Source organism: Mesorhizobium sp. WSM4983 (assembly GCF_029625765.1).
Taxonomy (GTDB): domain Bacteria; phylum Pseudomonadota; class Alphaproteobacteria; order Rhizobiales; family Rhizobiaceae; genus Mesorhizobium.
The window spans coordinates 626648-647826 of the sequence record NZ_JARTVM010000002.1 but is presented as its reverse complement, the minus strand read 5'-3'; the positions used below and the strand labels follow the sequence as shown (position 1 = coordinate 647826).

The window sequence follows — 21179 nt, the reverse complement described above, 5'->3', positions numbered from 1 at the left end:
GGCCACCCCTCCCCAACGAGGGGCCACTATCTGGAAGGATAGACCACGATGACGACGCTTACCAAGCCCGGACTCCGTCCGGCAAACCCCAATTTCTCCTCAGGTCCCTGTGCAAAACGCCCCAGCTGGTCGGTCGAGGCGCTGAAAGCTGCTGCGCTCGGACGCTCTCACCGCGCCAAAATCGGCAAGGGCAAGCTCGAGCAGGCGATCGAGCTGACGCGCAAAATCCTCAAGGTCCCGGCCGGCTACCGGATCGGCATCGTGCCGGCATCCGATACCGGCGCGGTCGAGATGGCACTGTGGTCGCTGCTTGGCGAGCGCGGCGTCGACATGGTCGCCTGGGAAAGTTTCGGTTCCGGCTGGGTGACCGATGTCGTCAAGCAGCTCAAGCTCGCCGATGTGCGCAAGTTCGAGGCCGGCTACGGCGTGTTGCCGGATCTGACGCAGATCGATTTCGATCGCGACGTGGTCTTCACCTGGAACGGCACGACCTCCGGCGTGCGCGTGCCGGACGGCGATTTCATTCCGACCGACCGCAAGGGTCTCACCATCTGCGACGCCACCTCGGCGGCGTTCGCGCAGCGGCTCGACTTCGATAAACTCGACGTCGTCACCTTCTCCTGGCAGAAGGTGCTGGGCGGCGAGGGCGCGCACGGCATGCTGATCCTCAGCCCGCGCGCCGTCGAGCGGCTGGAAACCTACAAGCCGGCCTGGCCGCTGCCGAAGATCTTCCGCCTGACTTCCGGCGGCAAGCTGATCGAGGGCATCTTTAAGGGCGAGACCATCAACACGCCGTCGATGCTGTGCGTCGAGGACTATCTCGATGCGCTTCAATGGGCGAAGTCGATCGGCGGCCTGGAAGCGCTGATCGCCCGCGCCGACGCCAACGCCGCGGTGCTGGACCGGTTCGTGGCCAGGTCGTCGTGGCTCGGCCATCTGGCCGTCGATCCGGCGACGCGCTCAAACACTTCCGTGTGCCTGTCCTTCACCGATCCGGACGTGGCGGCGCTCGATGCCGACGGTCAGGCGGCTTTCGCCAAAGGTATCGTCTCGACGCTCGACAAGGAAGATGTCGCCTACGACATCGGCTCCTACCGCGATGCGCCGCCCGGCCTTCGCATCTGGTGCGGCGCGACCGTCGAGACCTCCGATCTCGAAGCACTGCTGCCCTGGCTCGACTGGGCCTTCGCCATGCAGAAGGCGTCGCTGAAAGCGGCCGCCTGAGTCATTCGCGGCGGCCTTCGGGCCGCCGATCCCAAACGGATCAATCCCATTCTTCAAGGAGGCCGCCATGGCGCCCCGCGTTCTCGTCTCGGATAAACTTTCAACCACCGCCGTGCAGATCTTCAAGGACCGCGGCATCGAGGTCGACTACCTGCCCGATCTCGGCAAGGACAAGGAAAAGCTTCTCGAAGTGATCGGCCAGTATGACGGCCTCGCCATCCGCTCGGCGACCAAGGTCACCGAGAAGCTGATCAATGCCGCCACCAGGCTCAAGGTCGTCGGCCGCGCCGGCATCGGCGTCGACAATGTCGACATTCCGGCGGCGAGCCGCAAGGGCATCATCGTGATGAACACGCCCTTCGGCAACTCGATCACCACGGCCGAGCATGCCGTTGCGATGATCTTCGCGCTGGCGCGCCAAATCCCGGAGGCCAACGCCTCGACCCATGCGGGAAAATGGGAGAAGAACCGCTTCATGGGCGTCGAGATCACCGGCAAGACGCTGGGCGTGATCGGCTGCGGCAATATCGGCTCGATCGTCGCGACGCGCGGCGTCGGCCTGAAGATGCATGTCGTGGCTTTCGATCCGTTCCTGTCGGACAGCCGCGCTGAAGAGCTCGGCGTCGAGAAGGTCGAGCTCGACGAGCTTTTCGCGCGCGCCGACTTCATAACCTTGCACACGCCGCTGACCGACAAGACGCGCAACATCATCGATGCGGCCGCGATCGCCAAGATGAAGGACGGCGTGCGCATCATCAATTGCGCGCGCGGCGGGCTGGTCGTCGAGGCCGACCTGGTCGCGGCACTGAAGAGCGGCAAGGTGGCCGGCGCCGGCGTCGATGTTTTCGAGGCCGAGCCGGCGGAGAACAATCCGCTGTTCGGCATGCAGAATGTCGTGGCAACCCCGCATCTCGGCGCCTCGACCACCGAGGCGCAGGAGAACGTTGCGCTGCAAGTGGCCGAGCAGATGGCCGATTACCTGATCAAGGGCGCCGTTTCCAACGCCATCAACATGCCGTCGATCACCGCCGAGGAAGCGCCCCGACTGAAACCCTTCGTCAAGCTGGCCGAGGTGCTCGGCGCCTTTGTCGGCCAGGTCACCGAAGATCCGATCAAGGAGGTGGAGATACTGTTCGACGGCTCGACCGCGACGATGAACACGCGCGCGCTGGTGAGCGCCACTCTTGCCGGCCTGATCCGGCCGCAGGTCTCCGACGTCAACATGGTGTCGGCGCCGATCATGGTGAAGGAGCGCGGCATTATCGTCGCCGAGGTCAAGCGCGACAAATCTGGCGTCTTCGACGGCTACATCAAGCTCACCGTCAAGACCGAGCATATGACGCGCTCGATCGCCGGGACCTGCTTCTCGGACGGCAAGCCGCGCTTCATCCAGATCAAGGGCATCAACCTCGATGCCGAGGTCGGCCAGCACATGCTCTACACGACCAATGCCGACGCGCCCGGCATCATCGGCCTGCTCGGCACCGTCTGCGGTGAGAACGGCGTCAACATCGCCAACTTCCAGCTCGGCCGCAACCGGCCGGGCGGCGATGCGATCGCGCTGCTCTATCTCGACGCACCCTTCCCGGAAAGGGTGCTCGATCAACTGCGGGCGCACCAATCGATCGATTCGGCCAAACCGCTGCACTTCGATGTCGGCGCCGCCTGAAAGATCATGCCCCGCATGCTTCGGCATGCGGGGCATTTCCCCTACAGAACGGCCCTGCTGCCACTGTATTCGGCCAGCGCGATGCCTCCGAGCACGAGCGCAAGCGCAAGACCCTGATAGAATTGGAACTGCTCGCCGACGATCAGCACCGAAAGCAGGGTGCCGAAGATTGGCACCAGATTGATGAACAGTCCGGCGCGATTGGCGCCGATCAGCTCGTTGCCCTTGATGTAGAAGATCTGCGAGACGACGGACGCGCCGAGCGCGGTGTAGAACGCGACCGCCCATCCTCGCGCGTCCGGGACGATGACGCGGCCCGCCGCCACTTCCCAGACAAAGAACGGCACCGAGGTCAAAAGCGCGGCGAGCGACAGAGCCAGCATGAAGCTTTGCCAGCGAACGGCCGGCTTCAGGCGCAGCCCCACCGAATAGAGGCTGTAGCAGAGGACCGCGACCAGCATGATGGCGTCGCCGAAATTGAGCTCGAGCTTCAGCAGCTGACCGAGGTCGCCATGGCTCGCGGTCAGGGCGACGCCGAGGATGGTGAGCGCGACGCCGACGATCTGCAGGCGCTGCACGTGCAGCCTAAACAGCACGAAGTTGGCGAGGATGATGACGATCGGTATGGCGGCCTGCTCGATCGAGACATTGATGGCGGTCGTGTAGTTCAGCGCCGTGTAGAAGATGACGTTGAACACCGTGAAGCCGCAGGCGCCGAGGCCGGCGACCAGCAGCCAATGCCGGCGCAGTTCAGGCCAGTCCTCGCGAAACGTCCGCCAGCCGACGGGCAGCATGATCAGCACCGCCAGCACCCAGCGCAGGAAAACCAACGTCATCGGCGACACATGGCCGACGGCAAGCTTGCCGGCCACGGAATTGCCGCCCCACAGCAGCATGGTGGAGAGCAGGAACAGATATGCGGCTCGATGCATCGCTTAATCCTGGACCGGCAGGCGCGGTGGAAGAAGGATGCCGGCCTATTGCGATGGCGAGGCCAAGTAAATGATGCGAAAGCCGGAATTTGTTGTGCCTGGTTTGTTGTGCCCTGGGTGGTTTCGGGGACAAAGAAGGGGTCGCATCGGCCTGCACATGAGGCTATAGAGGCCTGTCGTTTCAAGCCGCCAAGGCGGCATCTCAAGGGAAAAGAACATGGCCAATGTGGTGGTCGTCGGCTCGCAGTGGGGCGACGAAGGCAAGGGCAAGATCGTCGACTGGCTGTCGGAGCGCGCCGACGTGGTCGTGCGCTTCCAGGGCGGCCACAATGCAGGTCATACCCTGGTCGTCGACGGCAAGGTCTACAAGCTTTCGCTCTTGCCGTCCGGCGTGGTCAGAGAGGGTAAGCTGTCGATCATCGGCAACGGGGTGGTCTTCGATCCGCACGCCTTCGTCGCGGAAACAAAGAAGCTCAAGGAGCAGGGCGTGGAGGTGACGCCCGAACGCCTGAAAATCGCCGAAAACACCGCGCTTATCCTGTCGCTGCACCGGGAGCTGGACGGGTTCCGCGAAGACGCCGCCTCGAATTCCGGAACCAAGATTGGCACGACCCGCCGCGGCATCGGCCCCGCATATGAGGACAAGGTGGGCCGGCGTGCGGTGCGGGTGATGGATCTGGCGGATTTGGAAACGCTTCCCCTGAAGGTCGACAGGCTGCTCACGCATCATAATGCGCTGCGCCGCGGGCTCGGCCATCCGGAAGCGACCCAGGAGGCGATCATGCAGGAGCTGACCTCGGTGGCCGGCGAGATCCTGCCTTACATGGACCGCGTCTGGAAGGTGCTCGACGACAAGCGCCGCGCGGGTGCGCGCATCCTGTTCGAGGGCGCGCAAGGCACGCTGCTCGATATCGACCACGGCACCTATCCCTTCGTCACCTCATCCAACACCGTGGCAGGGCAAGCGGCCGCCGGCTCCGGCACCGGCCCCGGCGCGATCGGCTATGTGCTCGGCATCACCAAGGCCTATACGACGCGCGTCGGCGAAGGGCCGTTCCCGACCGAGCAGAAGAATGAGGTCGGCGAGTTCCTCGGCACGCGCGGCCACGAATTCGGCGTCGTCACCGGCCGCAAGCGCCGCTGCGGCTGGTTCGACGCCGTGCTGGTGCGCCAGGCGGTGGCCGTCAACGGCATCAAGGGCATCGCGCTCACCAAGCTCGACGTGCTCGACGGGCTGGACGAGATCAAGGTCTGCACCGGCTATCGCCTCGATGGCGAGTTGATCGACTATCTGCCGGCCAGCCAGGGCGCCCAGTCGCGCGTCGAGCCGGTCTATGAGACGCTCGAAGGCTGGAAGGGAACGACGGCCGGCGCCAGGAGCTGGAACGATCTGCCGGCGCAAGCCGTCAAATATGTCCGCCACATCGAGGAGCTGATCGGCGCCCCGGTTGCACTGCTTTCCACCAGCCCGGAGCGGGACGACACGATACTTGTGACCGATCCGTTTCAAGACTAGTTTCACAGCGCTTCCAGGCGCTACGGCTGATTTGCGGCCGGCCCGGGAAAGAATTGCAGGTCGACTGACGCATGGCAGATTTCGTTGGTGTTCTGAAAAAACAGCTTGCGAAGCACAGCGAGCCCTCGCCCGAGTTGCGCAAGCGGATTTACGAGAATGCTCGTGAGATGCTGGCGAAGAAACTCGCGAACTATTCTCCGCCGTTGTCGGCCGAGGTCATCAGCAAGCAGAAACGTTCGCTCGAAGATGCCGTCGCCAGCGTCGAGCGCGAGTATGCCAAGCCTGCTCCGGCGCCCAAGCCGGCTCCAGCGGAAGATCCCCTGGCGGAGCTGGAACATATTTTTTCCTCGATCGACCGCAACAAGAACCAGCCGAGCCACGTCCGGCAGCCGTCGGTGGCGAAGCCCGAACCTGCCAAGCCGGAGCCCTTCAAGCCGGAGCCCTCCAAGACGGCGCCCGCACCGGCGCCGGTGAAGGCGGAACCGAGCTGGCAAGGCGCAGCAAAGACGGAACCAAGCTGGCAAGGGGCAACGAAGACTGAGCCCGGCGGCTGGCACAAGGTGCCCGCGGCACCGCCGCCCATGCCCTCGCCGCGCGAGGACGATGTCGGCCTGCCCGGGATGAACGCCGCCGAACCGGACGAGGACAGCGATGTCTTTGCCAATGACGAGCAGCCGGCCGATACTTTCCAGCGGCTGCGGCCTGCGCCGCGCAAGCGCAGCTATGGCGGGTTGATTGCTGCCGTTGTCGCATTGCTGGTGCTGGCCGGCGGCGGGTACGGCGTTTGGCTGAACAAGGATGCGTTCAGCTCCATACTCGGCTTGAAGGGCGGCAGCAGCCAGACCGTCTCGACCGAGCCTCTGGTCAAGCCTGCCGCCCCGACAAAGCCGACCGCCGAGACGGCGGCCGCGCCGCCGGCTGCGGGCAATAACGCGGCTGCAGCCAATGAGCCGGCCGAAACAGCGAAATTCACCCAGCGGCTGACGCCCGAGGGCAAGGAAGTAGATCCTGGTCCGGCTGGCGGCCAGAGCACCATCGGCGAGGGCGAATCCGTCGCCGCGCTGACCACGCCGCCGCCAGCCGCGCCTGGGATGACGCCGGCGCCCGCCGCCGGCACGCCGCCCGCCGCGCCAACTCCGGCCGCGACCCCGCCCGCCGCCGACACTCCGCAGGCTGCGCAAACCCCGCCCGCGAGCCCGCCTGCCGGGACCACGCCGTCGGCGCCCGCCGGTGCCGCCGCCAATCCGCCCGCGCCGGCCGCCGGAACCACGCCTCCGGCCGCGGCGGCCACTCCGCCTGCCGCTGGCACGACTCCGCCACCCGCGTCCGGGACTGCGCCTGCGACGGCCCAAGCGACCGTGCCGGTCGGCCAGAAAGCGATCTTCTATGAGGAGCGCACCAGCACGCAGCAGGGCACCGCCGAGCCCGGCAGCATCGTCTGGTCGCTGGTGCAGGAATCGCCGGGCGGCGACTTGCCGCCGGAGCCGGCGATCCGCGCCGAGGCGACGATACCCGGCAAGGACATCCAGCTGCGCATGACCATCCGGCGCAATACCGACCAGACGCTGCCGGCCAGCCACATCATCGAGATGATCTTCCTGACGCCGGAAGGGTTTGACGGCGGCGGCGTCGACAACATCCTGCGCATCGCCATGAAGAGCTCGGAACAGGACGCCGGCAGCCCGCTGATCGGCATCCCGGCCAAGATCGCCGACGGCTTCTTCCTCGTCGCCCTCAACGACACCAAGGCCGACGAGGACGCCAACCTGACGCTGCTCAGGGGGCAGGCCTGGATCGACGTGCCGGTGGTCTACAAGACCGGACGCCGTGCCCTGCTCACCATGGAAAAGGGCATTCCGGGCGAGAAGGTTTTTGATGAGGCGCTGAAGGCCTGGGCGACGAAGACGTCCGGTTGAGGCCGAGCGGCTCAGAAGCCCTGAAACAGCATGTCGAGCGCTGCAACGATCTCGTCGTGATGCTTCGCGAGGTTGAAACGGTTTTCCCCGAGTTCCGTCGCAGCCACCGTAGCGATCAGATGGGTGGCCATGACCAGCTTGCGTCCATTGAATTCGAAGACCGGGTGCAGCTTCCGCATTGGCGGCGGCGCCGACGCGAGGGGCAAAAGCGGAACGACGACGCGCGTCTTGAAATTGTCGAGCAGGTCGGATTGAACCTCGAGGAGGTAGCCGCCTTCGATGCCGCTGGCGGCAAAGGCGTCATAGCGCGCCATCAGAACTGCCTATGCTCCTTGAGCGGAACGCCGTACGTGTCGACATACTCGTTCCAGGCATCCATGGTGGCGCGGTTTTCGAGCTTCCACAGCCGCGTTTTCTCGGCTGCCACAGCTTCTGCGATCCCGGCTTCGGCGGCACGAGATACATTCACGTTGAGCCCCTTGGCTTCCTTCATGAGCTGTGAATCGATCGATAGATTTGCCGGCTGGCGGACCGCATTTGCGGCAATCTTGCGCATGATAGCCTCCGCAACATGCGTATAGAATATGCGCATCACGCGAGTGCTGCAATGGATAGCTTGGACCAGCGCGACCTTCGCGACCGGACCGGCATGGCAAATTCGCCCTCAAATGCTATAGTCGCGCAAGCGGCAGGTCTGACCGGAGACGGCGATGACCAGTGCGAAGATCGACGTTCGTGAGCTGGGTGAAGCCGTTTTCCTGACCGATGGCGGCCTCGAGACCTCGCTTGTTTTTCTGGAAGGCCTCGATCTGCCCTCCTTCGCCGCCTTTCCGCTTCTTGGCGAGGAGGAGGGGCGGACGACGTTGGCCCGCTATTTCCGCCAGTATCTCGACATCGCCGACAAACACGGCGTCGGCTTCGTGCTCGATACTCCGACGTGGCGCGCCAATCCGGACTGGGGCGAAAAGCTCGGCTATTCGAAAGTCGCATTGTCGGGCATAGACATGCAGGCAGTGTCATGGGCGCGGGCGCTGGCTGCGCCCTATGTTGCGCGTGGCATGACCGTGCTGGTCAATGGGGTGGTCGGGCCCCGTGGCGACGGCTACCACGTTGACACAGTCATGTCGCCCGCCGAGGCCGAGACCTATCACGGCGATCAGGTCAAGGCATTCCGCGATGCCAGCGCCGATATGGTCAGCGCCATTACGATGACCTATGCGCAGGAGGCTGCCGGAATAGCCTTTGCCGCGATGGCGGTGGGGCTCCCGTCGGTGATTTCGTTTACCGTCGAGACGGACGGACGCCTGCCTTCGGGGGAGAGCTTGAGAGACGCCATCGAGACCGTTGACGACGAAACGGACGGCGCTCCCGCATATTTCATGATCAACTGCGCACATCCGAGCCATTTCGACGCCGTCCTTGCCGGCGACGGACGCTGGATCAGGCGCATTCGCGGCGTGCGGGCCAACGCCTCAGCCAAAAGCCATGCCGAGCTGGATGCGGCGACCGAACTCGATCCAGGCGATCCTGTCGACCTCGGCCGGCGCTACCGCGCCATGCGCGACCGCTTCGGCCAGATAGCCGTGCTCGGCGGCTGCTGCGGCACCGACAGACGCCATATCGCTGCGATCTGCGAGGCCTGCCTCTGAGGCTTGCCTATAGCGGTTAGCCTTCCATCTCCTCGCGCAGCATCTCCAACTCCAGCCACTCTTCCTCAAGTGAGGCCAGCGTGGTGCGCTCCTTGCCCAACGCCGCAATGGTCTTCTGGAACGAGACCGGATCGCGCTCATAGAAGGACGGATCCGCGATATTGTTCTCCAGCCTTGAGATGGACGCGCTCACCGCCTCGATCTTCTTCGGCAGGGATTCCAGCGCGAATTTCTGCTTGAAGGAGAGCTTCTTGGCCGGGCTTTTAGCGCTGGTCTGTTCGGCCCTGGCCGTCGCTTCGTTCGCTTCAGCCTTCGGCCTTGCCTTGCGCTCCTCCAGCTTCGAGCCGCCGCGTTGCGCCAGCATGTCGGAATAGCCGCCGGCATATTCGATCCAGCGTCCGGCGCCGTTGGGCGCGATCACGCTGGTGACTGTGCGGTCAAGGAAATCGCGATCATGGCTGACCAGGACGACCGTTCCGGCAAAGCCGGCGACCAGTTCCTGCAGCAGCTCCAGCGTCTCCATGTCGAGGTCGTTGGTCGGCTCGTCGAGCACCAAAAGGTTCGCCGGCCGCGCCAGCACCCGGGCCAGCAGCAGTCGCGCCCGCTCGCCGCCCGAAAGCTCGCGCACCGGCGTGCGCGCCTGCTCCGGCTTGAAAAGAAAATCCTTCATATAGGAGACGACGTGGCGCTGCTCGCCATTGACCACAAGGTTCTCGCCGCGCCCGTCGGTCAGGTAATTCGCCAGCGTCTCCAGCGGGTCGACGGCCTCGCGCTTCTGGTCGAGTGTTGCGATTTCCAGATTGACGCCGAGCCGCACGGTGCCGGCATCCGGCGGCAGCTCGCCGGTCAGCATCTTGAGAAGCGTCGTCTTGCCGACGCCGTTCGGCCCGACAAGGCCGACGCGATCGCCGCGCTGAATACGGGTCGAAAAGCCCTTGACCACGGTGAGGTCGCCAAAACTCTTCTCGATGCCCTTGGCTTCGATCACCAGCTTGCCGGATTCAGCGGCGTCGCTTGCCACCATCGTCGCCGAACCCTCGGCGCCGCGATGGCTGCGAAAACGCTGGCGCATGGCCTGCAGCTCGCCGAGCCGGCGCATGTTGCGCTTGCGCCTGGCGGTCACGCCATAGCGCAGCCAATGCTCCTCGCGCACGATCTGGCGGCCGAGCTTGTGCTGTTCGCGCTCTTCCTCTTCAAGCACCTGGTCGCGCCATTCCTCAAAGTGCGCGAACCCCTTGTCCAGCCGGCGCGTCTGGCCGCGGTCGAGCCAGACGGTGGCGCGCGAGACGCGCTCGAGAAAGCGGCGGTCGTGCGAGATCAGGATCACGGCCGACGAGGTGCGGGCAAGCTCTTCTTCCAGCCATTCGATGACCGACAGGTCGAGATGATTGGTCGGCTCGTCGAGGAGCAGGATATCGGGCTCCGGCGCCATGACGCGGGCGAGTGCTGCGCGGCGCGCCTCGCCGCCGGAAAGGTCGTTCGGCCGCTCCTCGCCGGTCAGGCCGAGATGCTCCATCAGATAAGTGGCGCGATGCGGGTCGTCGGCCGGCCCGAGGCCGGCTTCGACATAGGCGCGCACGCTGGCGAAGCCATCCATATCGGGCATTTGCGGCAGGTAGCGCACCGTTGCCGAGGGCTGGCGGAATACTTCGCCGTCCTGCGGTTCGATCAGCCCCGCGACGATCTTGAGCAGCGTCGACTTGCCCGAACCGTTGCGGCCTACAAGCGCGATCTTCTCGCCGGCGGAGGCGCTCAGTGCCGCGCCGTCGAGCAGCGGCGTGCCGCCAAAAGTCAGTTTTATGCCATCCAGATTGAGAAGAGGCGGGGCCATGTCAGCTTTCGGGAAGAGGATAGGGGTGGGCGAGCAGCAGCGCCCGGCCACGCTCGAGCGCGATCTCGAGCCGACCCTTGATCTCATTTGATATGGTAAGCGATGAGCCGAACGCCACCTCGACACCGTCCAGCGGCCATTTGGCGCCTGAGACCGTCAGGCCGGCGAGGTCGGAGAAGCCGAGCACCGAGAACAGCGTGCCCTCGGCGTAGTCGAAGCCGGCTTTGCCCGGCAGGATGGGCACGCCCTCCTGGGCGCCGCTGGTCAGCAGCACGGTCGTGCCCGCCTCGGCCAGCCGCACGCTTAGAGCCAAATGCAGAAAGGCATGATCGGCGCGCTTGCCGCCGAAGGCGCCGGCCAGCACCAGGCTGGTGGCGCCGCGCGCCAGCGCCTCGGCAATGGCGAGCTCGCCGTCGGTCATGTCCTTCTCGGTCGGGAAAATCTTGCGCGGCACGGCGGCCAGATTCTCCGGCAGGTTTGGCGGTACCGAGTCGAAATCTCCGACCCAGAGCTCCGGCAGGAGGCCAAGCATATGGGCATGGCCGATACCGGCATCGGCGGCGATGATGCGGGAGCCTTCGATCTGGCGATCGAGGCGAGGCGTGCGGACGAGATCGCCGCCAAGCAGGATGGTGAATGTGCCCATGGCCGTCGCCCTTACCAGCCCGGCCCACGAAACGGAAGCGGGCGCGTCCAAACGGAATCGCGCTTCGCTACCGCGGTGAACGATGATGATCCCCGGAAACTTCCGCTTGCGCGCCGCATCGGCCGGGCCTATGTCTCGAAATGCTCTAACGGGGTGCCGGACGCTGATTTTGCGAACCGGCTGAGAGGCAACGAAAGCCAACCCGCTGAACCTGATCCGGTTTGTACCGGCGGAGGGATTAGACGTTTCGGACCATCCGACGCCTCAATTCCTTTAACGCGAACGAAGGAGGCGCCGATGCGCTCGCTATTGTCCAACCTTGTTCTTGCAGTCGGCCTTGTTTCGCTTTTGGCAGGCGGACCTGCCGAGGCTAAAGACAAGCTTACCGTCTACACCTACGAAAGCTTCACCGCCGACTGGGGTCCCGGGCCCGCGGTGAGGAAGGAATTCGAGGCCGAATGCGGCTGCGATCTTGAATTCGTCTCGGTTGCCGACGGCGTGGCACTGCTCAACCGCGTCAAGCTGGAGGGCGCCGGCACCAAGGCTGATGTCGTGCTCGGCCTCGATACCAACCTGACCGCGGATGCCAAGGCGAGCGGCCTATTCGCGCGGCATGGCGCGGTGGCCGATTTGAATGTGCCCGGCGGCTGGAAAGACGACACTTTCGTGCCTTTCGACTACGGCTATTTCGCCGTCGTCTACGACACCGAAAAGCTGAAGACGCCGCCGAAGAGCTTGAAGGAACTGGTCGAGGGCGCCGGCCCCGACAAGATCATCATCCAGGATCCGCGCACTTCGACGCCGGGCCTCGGGCTGCTGCTGTGGGTCAAGTCGGTCTATGGCGACAAGGCGCCGGAAGCCTGGGCCAAGCTGAAGCCGAAGGTGCTGACCGTGACGCCGGGCTGGAGCGAGGCCTATGGTCTGTTCACCAAGGGCGAGGCGCCGATGGTTCTCTCCTATACCACCTCGCCGGCCTACCACATGGTGGCCGAGAACACCGAGCGCTATCAGGCGGCGTCCTTCGAGGAGGGCGAATATCTGCAGATCGAGGTCGCCGGCATCACCAAAACCGGCGCGAAGAACCCGCTGGCGGAAAAATTCATAGCCTTCATGACCGGGCCCAAGTTCCAGGACATCATCCCGGAGACCAACTGGATGTTCCCGGCCGGCAAGACCGACAAGCCGCTCAACCCGGCCTTCGAAAAGCTGGTGAAGCCGACCAAAACCCTGCTGTTCAGCCCGGACGAGGTGGCGGCCAACCGCAAGGCCTGGGTGGATGAATGGCTGGCGGCGATGAGCAAGTAGGACGCAGGATGGCGCTTGAGCACCCCCCTCTGTCCGGCCGGCCATCTCCCCCGCAAAGGGGGAAATTCGCGGTCATCGGTGATTTCGCTAGCCGCCGACGGTGTAGGAAGAGCGGCAAAGCTGCCAATCTCCCTCCTAGAGTGGGAGATGTCCGGCAAGACAGAGGGGGGCGCGACGGAACGCGGCGTTCGCTAGCTCGAGCCAACGTGGTGCAGCGTGCAATCCACGCCGCGCCCTGACCCTCGCATCACTGCCGGCATCATCGCCCTTGTCGCCATCACTTTGCTCATCGGCGGCGCCTTCGCCGGCCTGATCCTCGAAGGCGCGAGCGGTCCGTCCAGCGCTGCCGCGGCCTTCGACAGCTATCTGCTCCGCGTCGCCCGCTTCACGCTTTGGCAGGCGCTGCTGTCGACATTGCTTTCGGTCTTGCCGGCAGTGTTCGTCGGCCGCGCCCTGTCCAGGCAAACGAACTTTCCCGGACGTCGCCTGATCCTGCAGTTGTTCACGGTGCCGCTGGCGCTGCCGGCCATCGTCGCCGCGCTCGGCGTGTTGGCGCTCTACGGCCGTGCCGGTTATTTTGCCGGCATCCTCGGCACGTTCGGCGGTGAGGAATGGCCGGGCATTTACGGCCTTTCCGGCATCCTGGTCGCGCATGTCTTCTTCAACCTGCCATTGGCCACGCGGCTGTTCCTCGAGGCGCTCGCCACCGTGCCGGCCGACCAGTGGCGGCTGGCGAGCCAGCTCGGTATGGACGCTCGGTCGGCCTTCCGGCTGATCGAATGGCCGGCGCTGCGCACGGCGCTGCCGGGGGTCGCCGGGCTGGTCTTCATGCTGTGCATCACCTCCTTCACCATTGTACTCACGCTGGGTGGCGGGCCGGCGGCGACGACGCTGGAGGTCGCGATCTACCAGGCGCTGCGCTTCGATTTCGATCCCGCGCGGGCCGTAACACTAACGTTTCTGCAGATCCTGCTGACCTTCGTCGTGGTCGCTATGCTGACGCGACTCGGCGCCAACACGGTCGGCGACGCTAATCTGCCGGTAGCGCCACGCCGCTATCTTGCGGCCAGCACCGCCGAGGCCGCGTTGAATGCCGGCCTGATCGTGCTTGCGCTGCTGTTCGTCGCCGCACCGATGGCGGCGACCGTGCTCGCCGGGCTGGAGGCGGATCTCGGCCGGCTGGCCGGCGAGGACGCCGTGCGCCGCGCGACGCTCACCAGCGCCGGGCTCTCCTTTCTCTCGGCGCTGCTTTGCGTGATGCTGTCGCTGTCGCTGGTTGCCGCCCGACGCGCACTGGCCCTGCGGCGCCGCGCGGGCGGCGCCATGTCGCTGCTCGAACGCGCCGCCGACACCGGCGCCGGTTTCGTGCTGGTCGTGCCGCCGATCGTGATCGGCGCCGGCTGGTTCCTGGCTCTGCGCAACATCACCGATGTGTTCGCCATGGCACCCGTCATGGTCGTCGCGGTCAATGCGGTGATGGCAATGCCTTTCGCCATTCGCGCCGTCCGCCCTGCCTATGATGCGGCGAGCGAGCGCCACGAGCGACTCTGCCTGGCGCTCGGCATTTCCGGCTGGAACCGGCTGCGGCTGGTCGACTGGCCGTCGCTGCGGCGGCCCTTGGCCACCGGCTTTGCGTTCGCCATGGCGCTGTCGCTCGGCGATCTCGGCGTGATCGCACTGTTCGGCAGCGATTCCGTCCAGACCTTGCCCTATCTTCTACTCGCGCGCATGGGCAGCTACCGGACCGCCGACGCCGCGGGGCTGGCCTTGCTGCTCGGCCTCGTCTGCCTGCTGCTGGTTGTCGCCGCCGACTGGCTGGGGCGGGAGGCAAAGGCATGACGAGGGATAATAATGGCATCGCGGCCACGAAGGGCCTGGCCGTCACGTTGGACGGCGTATCCTTCAGCTATGGCGAGGCATCCTTCCGGTTCGATGTCGAATTCGCCGCCGGCAGGATCACCGCCATCATGGGGCCGAGCGGTTCAGGCAAGTCGACGCTGCTCAATCTGGTGGCCGGCTTCGAATCACCCAATGCTGGCAAGGTGCTGATCGGCGGGATCGATGTCGACAATGCGCCGCCCTCGGTGCGGCCGGTCTCGATGGTGTTCCAGGAAAACAACCTGTTCGCCCATCTTTCGGTCGAGGGCAATGTCGGGCTTGGCCGCTCGCCATCGCTCAAGCTCACGGCCGACGACCACCGCGCGGTCGCGGACGCGCTGGGGCGTGTCGGTCTCGCCGGCAAGGAAAAGCGGTTGCCGCGCGAGCTTTCCGGCGGCGAGCGGCAGCGCGTCGCGCTGGCGCGGGTGCTCATACGGGACCGTCCGGTGCTTCTGCTCGACGAGCCTTTCGCCTCGCTCGGCCCGGCGCTGCGCGAAGACATGCTCGATCTCGTGGCCGGCATCCACGCCGAGCGACAGATGACCGTGCTTTTCGTCACGCATCAGCCGCAGGACGCGCGCCGCATCGGCCAACGGATCGCGTTCGTCGACGAGGGCAGGGTCGCGGCAACAGGGTCGGCCGCCGATTTCTTCGACGGTGCTGGACCGGAGGCCTTTCGGCGCTATATCGGCGATCGAGGCGGCAGCGTTGCCGGATGACAACACATTGCCCGGAAGCGGACATAATTTACGGCCAAACCGGCTGCGGGTGATCAGGCGTTTGCTTGCCTTGTCCGGGGGAGTGTGGCTAGGTCCGGCCATGCTGGTCCGGGTGGGCCGTGATTTGCCGCAAGATTACGAAAGGAAGCCGATCTGACAGCCGGCATCGAGAGGGTATGGACTAAGCCGCTGGCGCGATTTTTCGCGATGGCCGGCTTTGCCGTGGCGCTGGCGAGCTGCCAGATGTTCACGCCGCCGGACGTGCAGGAGTCCGGCTTCCAGCCCTCCGACAAGCCGATCACCGTCGACAATGTCGTCGCCAATGCCAGGCTGGCCGAAATGGCCAAAGCGCAGCATCCGCGGATTCTCGCCACCTATGGCGGCGAATATTCCGATCCGAAGCTCGAGCGCATGGTGGCCAAGGTCGTCGGCAACCTGACGGTGGTCTCGGCCAATCCGACCCAGACCTATCGCATCACCATCCTCAACTCGCCCAACGTCAACGCCTTCGCGCTGCCGGGCGGCTATCTCTATGTCACGCGCGGGCTTTTGGCGCTGGCCAACGACTCCTCCGAGCTTGCGGCCGTCATCGCGCATGAGATGGGCCACGTCACCGCCAATCACGGGTTGCAGCGGCAGCAGCTCGAGGCCGAGGAAGGCCTGGCGACCAAGGTCGTCTCCGATGTGCTCGGCGACAGCCCGACCGCCAAGGCCGCTCTCATCCGCGGCAAGCTGAGGCTTGCGCAGTTTTCGCGCAACCAGGAACTGCAGGCCGACGCGATCGGCATCAAATCGATCGGCGAGGCGGGCTATGACCCCTATGCGGCCGGCCGCTTCCTGCAGTCGATGTCGGCCTATACCGATTTCCGTTCGGTCAGCGGCGCCACGGATGCCAGCCTCGACTTCCTGGCCACTCATCCCAACACGCCGCAGCGCATCGAGCTGGCGCAGCGGCTCGCCCGCAACTTCGGACCGCCCGGCGTCGGCACGCGCGACCGCGATGCCTTCTTGGCCGGCATAGACGGGCTGCTCTACGGCGACACGCCGGAAGAGGGCTATGTGCGCGGCCAGACCTTCCTGCATCCCGGCCTTGGCGTGTCGTTCTCGGTGCCCGAGGGTTTCGTCATCGACAATTCGGCGGCCGCGGTAACCGCGACCGGTCCGGGCGACATCGCCATCCGCTTCGATGGCGTGGCGATCGACAAGTCTGTGTCGCTCACCGACTATATCCGCAGCGGCTGGGTCGCCGGACTGGACGATGCCAGCGTGCGCCAGGAAACGGTCAACGGCAACGAGGCGGCGATGGCGCATGCCAGCGCGCAAGGGTGGCAGTTCGATATCGCGGTCATCCGGGCCGGCGGACAGGTCTACCGGCTGCTGACTGCGGCACCCTCGGCCAGCACCGCGCTGGAGCCGGTCGCGCGCTCCGTCAGCAGCTCCTTCCGCACGTTGAGCGCGGCCGAGAAGGCGGCGCTGAAGCCGCTGCATATCCGGGTGGTCACTGTGCAGCCCGGCCAGAACATGGGCACGCTTGCCGCTCAGATGGTCGGCGTCGACCGAAAGCTCGACCTGTTCCGGGTGCTCAACGCAATGTCGCCGGGCGCGAGCGTGTCGGCCGGCGACAAGGTCAAGATCGTCACCGACAAGTAGGGTCGGCATCCGCGCAAGTGCTTCCGCAACGAATCAGCCGCGCGCTTCTATTCGGTCAACCCGGGCGCGCGGCTGCCGCAGCAATCAGAGCCCGCCACTGCTGCCGCCTTCAGGGCTGGTCTGGCCGCCGGTGCTGCCTCCGCTGCCCTCACCACTTTGGCCGCCGCCGGACCCCGAATGATCGCCGCTACTGCCGCGCCAGGGCGCCGGCCCGGTATCGGTCTGAGGTGGTTTGACCACTGTCGGGACTGTCACCGTCGGCGTCTTCGGCGCGGGTGTGCGGACAACCTTTACCTTGGTGACTATTTTCGTCACAACCTTCGGCTTGCACACTGCGACCGTTAAGGTGCTGCGCGCGGGAAGGCCGAGAATGCTCATCGAATATGCCTCTTGCCGCGCGATGCCGGCTTTGAGGAAAGCCAAGGCGCGGGCCTCGTCGGCGGGCACGCCGTTGCGGCCATCCTTGAAGATCACGGCGAGATCGTTCATCGCGTTGACGTGCCCCATGGCCGCCGCCTTGAGCAGCAGGTCCAATCCCTTGCCGGTATTCCGCTCGACATCGACACCATTGAACAAGGCTCGCCCCCAAGCGGCCATCGCATAGGGGTCTCCCTTGTCGGATGCTTCTGAATAGAAGCTGATCGCTTTCGCGGAGTCCGCGGCCAGTCCTATTCCGGACGAAGCGATATGGCCGAGCTCGAACATGGCGCGGACGTGCCCCCTGTCGGCAGCTTCCTGGATAGCTTTCCTGGCCTCGTCGACCTTGCCGGACGCCAGCAGCGCCCGCCCAAGCTCGTAACGAAACCGAGCGACGTCGGGGTAGGCCTTCACCGCCGCCTGGCAAGCCTCAGCGGCCTCGCCGGCGATCTCGTTCTGCAAACGGCCGGGCGCGACGCCCTGCAGGTCGAGCGGTGCGCCCGCCGCCTGGTCGCAGGGGTCGACGCTTGGCGACAGCTTCATCATCGCTGCCTTGGACGCGTTGCCGCCGCGGATTTGGAAGCCAATCTGGACCGGAGCAGCCGAGCCGATCTGCGGCTCGTAACGCAAATTATCGACTTCACCGGCCATCAGGCTGGAATCCGGAGACAGGGTCCGGTCCGGCAGCGACAGAGTTCCCGTTGCCGGATAGCTTGCAAGCTTCAGGCTGAGCGCGGGGTCGTTGCTCGGGAAATCGAGCTTCAGCGGAACCGGACCGACGCCAACCGGGATGCTGATATCGCGATTTGCGATCGCCTCGGCGGCGCCGGTGATCTGGCTGCCGCTCTCCGGATCCGGCTGCTTCTGCTTGGCCGTGACCTCCTGACCCTCGGCGTCATCGTGGCGCATCAGCACCACCTCGTCGACCAGCGAGGAATTCTCCCACGGAACCTGCTTGCCGTTGGTGGCTTTGACCACGTCGCGGCGAACCGCCGCCATCACCGTGCGGATTTCCTGGTTGGGCGCCAACGCGTGGCGCGAAAAGGCAGATGAGAACGGGCTGAGGGCACCGCGCCCGTCATAGGCGACCGCGCCTGGCTCGGTGGCGAAGGCAATCAGCGTGTTCAGTGAGCTCTTCACCTGCGCAAGGCCGGCGTCGCCCGCGACGATCAGCTGGTCCCTCAGCCAGTAATCCTGGCGGGGGAAAGGATTGTTCCGGCAGGCGTCGAGGATGATCACCTGGATCTTCGCTTTCGAGCGCAATTGCTCCAGCACGTCGTCAAGCTTGATCGCCTGGACCTCGATGTCGGCGGCATCCTTCAGCGACGCGTCGACGGGGATCAGGAAATTCTCGCCCCCGATCTGAAAACCGTGGCCGGAATAGTAGACGACGGCCAGATCCGCACCGTCCGCCGCGGCGAGATAGTTGCGGAACCGCTCCTCGAACTGAAGCTTGGTCAAGTCCTTTGCGACGAACACGTCGAAGCCGGCCAGCCGGAACGTGTTCGCGACGTCCTGAGCATCCTTGTCCGGGTTTTTGAGAGCCGGAATATTTCGGTATTCGGCATTGCCGATGACCAAGGCAACCCTTCGATCGGCGTGAGCCTCGAACGCGGTGAAGCACACGAGAACCAGGGCTGCAAGGAACGCGCAGCATCGCAGCATGGCAAACCCCCATCCGCTAAAGTTGGTGCAGTCAGGAAGACAGTTTACGCCGCGAGGGTCTGTTAAAGAATTCACAATCCATGGCTACGGATGCAGAAAGCCGCCGGGATGGCTGACTGATAGTCTCCTGGCGACTTCGAGTCGCTGCCTTGGCTTTCAGGCGGCTTCCGCCAGGAATTCGGGGTTCTGCTTCACCAGCGCCGCCCGCAGCTTTTCCATGGCGCGGGCTTCGATCTGGCGGACGCGTTCCTTGGAGATGCCGAGCGCCTCGCCAAGCGATTCCAGGGTGGCGCCGTCGTCGCTCAGGCGGCGCTCCTCGATGATGCGCAGCTCGCGCGCATTGAGCGCGCCGAGCGCGCTCTTCAGCCAGACCGCGCGGCGCTCGACGTCTATCGTTTCGCCGACGACCTCGTCGGGAAGCGGATCCTCCGAGACCAGGAAATCCATCCGCTCGGCGGCGCCGTTCTCATCGGCAAGCGGGGTGTTGAGGGAGCTGTCGGGGGCCGAAAGACGCGAATCCATCATCGCCACGTCGGCTTCCGGCACGCCGAGCGCGGCCGAAACCTCGCGGTAAAGCGAGGCATTGGAGAGCGGCTCGGCGCCGTTGGCAAGCCGCGCGCGCAGTCGCCTCAGATTGAAGAACAGCGCCTTCTGCGCGGAGCTGGTGCCGCCGCGCACGATCGACCAGTTGCGCAGGATATAATCCTGCATCGAGGCGCGGATCCACCAGGTGGCATAGGTCGAGAAACGCACTTCGCGGGCGGGCTCGAAGCGGGCAGCCGCTTCCAGCAGGCCGACATGGCCTTCCTGAATGAGGTCGCCGAGCGGCAAACCGTAGTGGCGGAATTTGGAAGCCATCGAAATCACCAGCCGCATATGGGCGACGGTGATCAGATGCAGCGCGTCCTGATCCTTTTTTTCCCTCCAGCGTATGGCCAGGAGATGCTCCTCGTCGCGCTCGAGATAGGGAGCCTTCATTGCCGCCCGGACCAGTGTCCGTCCTGCCACATCCTCGATCATGCCGGCTCCTTTGGGGGTCGTTGCACTGGATGACGGTTGAAATGACGTCGCAGCGCCCTACAACAGCCAGCAACGTGCCAGAAGCGCGAATGGTTCCGTAGTGCCGGCGGATGCATATGCCTGCCGAAAACGTTTCTGTTATCGATCCGTGAGGCTTGGCTTGGCGGATTTTTCGCTGGTTTTGAGAACTGGATTTCTGGAACGGTCGATTTTTGAAATCTGGTTCCTTATTTCTTGAGGTTCCATCTGCCAGTTTGCGGCTCTCACCATGCGCCGGGGCACCGGTCAAAACGGGATCACAGAAAAATGAAATGGCTCAAATCGCTTCTCGTCGCCGGAACGCTGCAGGTTCTGGCAGTCACAGCCGGTCATGCCGGCGCCAATCTCGACCAGATCAAGCAGGCGGGCGTGATCAAGGTCGGCACGGAGGGCACCTACGCGCCCTTCACCTATCATGACGAATCCGGCGCCCTGGTCGGCTTCGACGTGGAGATCGCCAAGGCGATCGCCGAGAAGCTCGGCGTCAAGGTGCAGTTTCTCGAGGGCAAGTGGGACGGCCTGATCGCGGGGCTCGACGCCAACCGCTACGACGCCGTCATCAACGAGGTCGGCATCACCGACGCGCGCAAGGCCAAGTATGATTTCTCAGATCCCTACATCGCCTCCAAGGCGGTGCTGATCGTGCGCGGCGACAACAGCGACATCAAGACATTCGCGGATCTCAAGGGCAAGAAGGCGGCGCAGTCGCTGACCTCGAATTTCGGCAAGCTCGCCGAGAAGAACGGCGCCGAATTGGTCGGCACCGACGGCTTCGACCAGTCGATCCAGCTGCTGCTCACCGGTCGCGCCGACGCCACCATCAACGACAGCCTGTCCTTCCTCGATTTCAAGAAGCACAAGCCCGACGCCAATGTGAAGATCGCCGCGCAGGAAGAGAATGCCGACTATTCCGGTGTCATCGTGCGCAAGGGCGATCCGGAACTGGTGGCGGCGATCAACAAGGCGCTGGCCGACATCAAGGCCGACGGCACCTACAAGAAGATTGCCGACACATATTTCGGCCAGGACGTCTCGCAGTAAGCCCAATCATCCCTTTGCTTGAGTTCCGGGGGGGGGGGGGGGGGGGGGGGGGGGGGGGGGGG

Annotated in this window: 17 protein-coding genes and 1 riboswitch; of the genes, 10 read left to right on the top strand and 7 right to left on the bottom strand. The window is 64.9% G+C overall.

The features are described 5' to 3' along the window. The first annotated feature begins 48 nt into the window (after positions 1-48). Complete coding sequence (locus P9254_RS10410; protein WP_278053487.1) at positions 49-1224, top strand: phosphoserine transaminase; 1176 nt, start codon at positions 49-51, stop codon at positions 1222-1224. 67 nt (positions 1225-1291) lie between these two features. Next, complete coding sequence (gene serA, locus P9254_RS10405) at positions 1292-2893, top strand: phosphoglycerate dehydrogenase (RefSeq protein WP_067001828.1); 1602 nt, start codon at positions 1292-1294, stop codon at positions 2891-2893. A 41-nt stretch (positions 2894-2934) separates the two neighbouring features. On the opposite strand, the gene P9254_RS10400 is transcribed toward serA, so the two are convergent. Then, the gene (locus tag P9254_RS10400; protein WP_067319440.1) at positions 2935-3825 is read right to left on the bottom strand and encodes a DMT family transporter; all 891 of its coding nucleotides are present in this window, start codon (positions 3823-3825) and stop codon (positions 2935-2937) included. 217 nt (positions 3826-4042) lie between these two features. On the opposite strand from P9254_RS10400, the gene P9254_RS10395 reads away from it, so the two are divergent. Both P9254_RS10395 and P9254_RS10390 read left to right on the top strand, forming a co-directional pair. After that, positions 4043-5341 carry an adenylosuccinate synthase gene (locus P9254_RS10395; RefSeq protein ID WP_067001833.1) on the top strand — a complete coding sequence of 433 codons (1299 nt, stop codon included), beginning with the start codon at positions 4043-4045 and terminating at the stop codon, positions 5339-5341. A 71-nt stretch (positions 5342-5412) separates the two neighbouring features. Continuing rightward, positions 5413-7257, top strand: coding sequence for a hypothetical protein (locus P9254_RS10390; RefSeq protein ID WP_278053485.1), 1845 nt, complete (start codon positions 5413-5415; stop codon positions 7255-7257). Positions 7258-7268: 11 nt separating this feature from the next. Here P9254_RS10390 and P9254_RS10385 read toward each other — a convergent pair whose 3' ends face one another. Continuing rightward, positions 7269-7571 carry a CcdB family protein gene (locus P9254_RS10385; protein ID WP_278053484.1) on the bottom strand — a complete coding sequence of 101 codons (303 nt, stop codon included), beginning with the start codon at positions 7569-7571 and terminating at the stop codon, positions 7269-7271. After that, complete coding sequence (locus P9254_RS10380; protein ID WP_067002201.1) at positions 7571-7813, bottom strand: type II toxin-antitoxin system CcdA family antitoxin; 243 nt, start codon at positions 7811-7813, stop codon at positions 7571-7573. Before P9254_RS10380 ends, P9254_RS10385 begins: the two co-directional genes overlap by 1 nt. Positions 7814-7967: 154 nt before the next feature. Here P9254_RS10380 and P9254_RS10375 point away from each other — a divergent pair, with 154 nt between their 5' ends. Continuing rightward, positions 7968-8906, top strand: a complete 939-nt coding sequence (locus P9254_RS10375; RefSeq protein WP_095799775.1) for a homocysteine S-methyltransferase family protein — start codon at positions 7968-7970, stop codon at positions 8904-8906. Positions 8907-8922: 16 nt separating this feature from the next. On the opposite strand, the gene P9254_RS10370 is transcribed toward P9254_RS10375, so the two are convergent. Further along, positions 8923-10737 (bottom strand): ABC-F family ATP-binding cassette domain-containing protein, encoded by a 1815-nt coding sequence (locus P9254_RS10370; protein WP_278053480.1) that lies wholly within the window; start codon positions 10735-10737, stop codon positions 8923-8925. Between the two features lies 1 nt (position 10738). Next, entirely contained in the window at positions 10739-11383 is a 645-nt protein-coding gene (locus P9254_RS10365) for a thiamine diphosphokinase (RefSeq protein WP_278053479.1), read from the bottom strand. Positions 11384-11522: 139 nt separating this feature from the next. Further along, positions 11523-11638, top strand: a riboswitch (TPP riboswitch). A gap of 42 nt (positions 11639-11680) precedes the next feature. Here P9254_RS10365 and thiB point away from each other — a divergent pair. The 4 genes from thiB to P9254_RS10345 all read left to right on the top strand — a co-directional run bounded on the left by thiB (position 11681) and on the right by P9254_RS10345 (position 16935). Further along, the gene (thiB, locus tag P9254_RS10360) at positions 11681-12688 is read left to right on the top strand and encodes a thiamine ABC transporter substrate binding subunit (protein WP_067319427.1); all 1008 of its coding nucleotides are present in this window, start codon (positions 11681-11683) and stop codon (positions 12686-12688) included. Positions 12689-12904: 216 nt separating this feature from the next. Beyond that, positions 12905-14527 (top strand): thiamine/thiamine pyrophosphate ABC transporter permease, encoded by a 1623-nt coding sequence (gene thiP, locus P9254_RS10355; protein WP_278053476.1) that lies wholly within the window; start codon positions 12905-12907, stop codon positions 14525-14527. Then, a complete protein-coding gene (gene thiQ, locus P9254_RS10350) occupies positions 14524-15285 on the top strand; it encodes a thiamine ABC transporter ATP-binding protein (RefSeq protein WP_278053474.1) in 762 nt (253 codons plus the stop codon). The genes thiP and thiQ overlap by 4 nt, the downstream gene beginning before the upstream one ends. Before the next feature lie 207 nt (positions 15286-15492). Further along, positions 15493-16935, top strand: coding sequence for a M48 family metalloprotease (locus P9254_RS10345; RefSeq protein ID WP_095799779.1), 1443 nt, complete (start codon positions 15493-15495; stop codon positions 16933-16935). A gap of 84 nt (positions 16936-17019) precedes the next feature. Here the strand turns inward: P9254_RS10345 and P9254_RS10340 are convergent, their stop codons facing one another. Together P9254_RS10340 and P9254_RS10335 are read right to left on the bottom strand one after the other, a co-directional pair. Further along, entirely contained in the window at positions 17020-19017 is a 1998-nt protein-coding gene (locus P9254_RS10340; protein WP_278053471.1) for a caspase family protein, read from the bottom strand. A gap of 156 nt (positions 19018-19173) precedes the next feature. Then, positions 19174-20037, bottom strand: coding sequence for an RNA polymerase factor sigma-32 (locus P9254_RS10335; RefSeq protein ID WP_067001865.1), 864 nt, complete (start codon positions 20035-20037; stop codon positions 19174-19176). Between the two features lie 306 nt (positions 20038-20343). On the opposite strand from P9254_RS10335, the gene P9254_RS10330 reads away from it, so the two are divergent. Continuing rightward, positions 20344-21117: an amino acid ABC transporter substrate-binding protein gene (locus tag P9254_RS10330; protein WP_095778113.1), complete on the top strand. Its 774-nt coding sequence runs from the start codon at positions 20344-20346 to the stop codon at positions 21115-21117. Positions 21118-21179 lie beyond the last annotated feature (62 nt).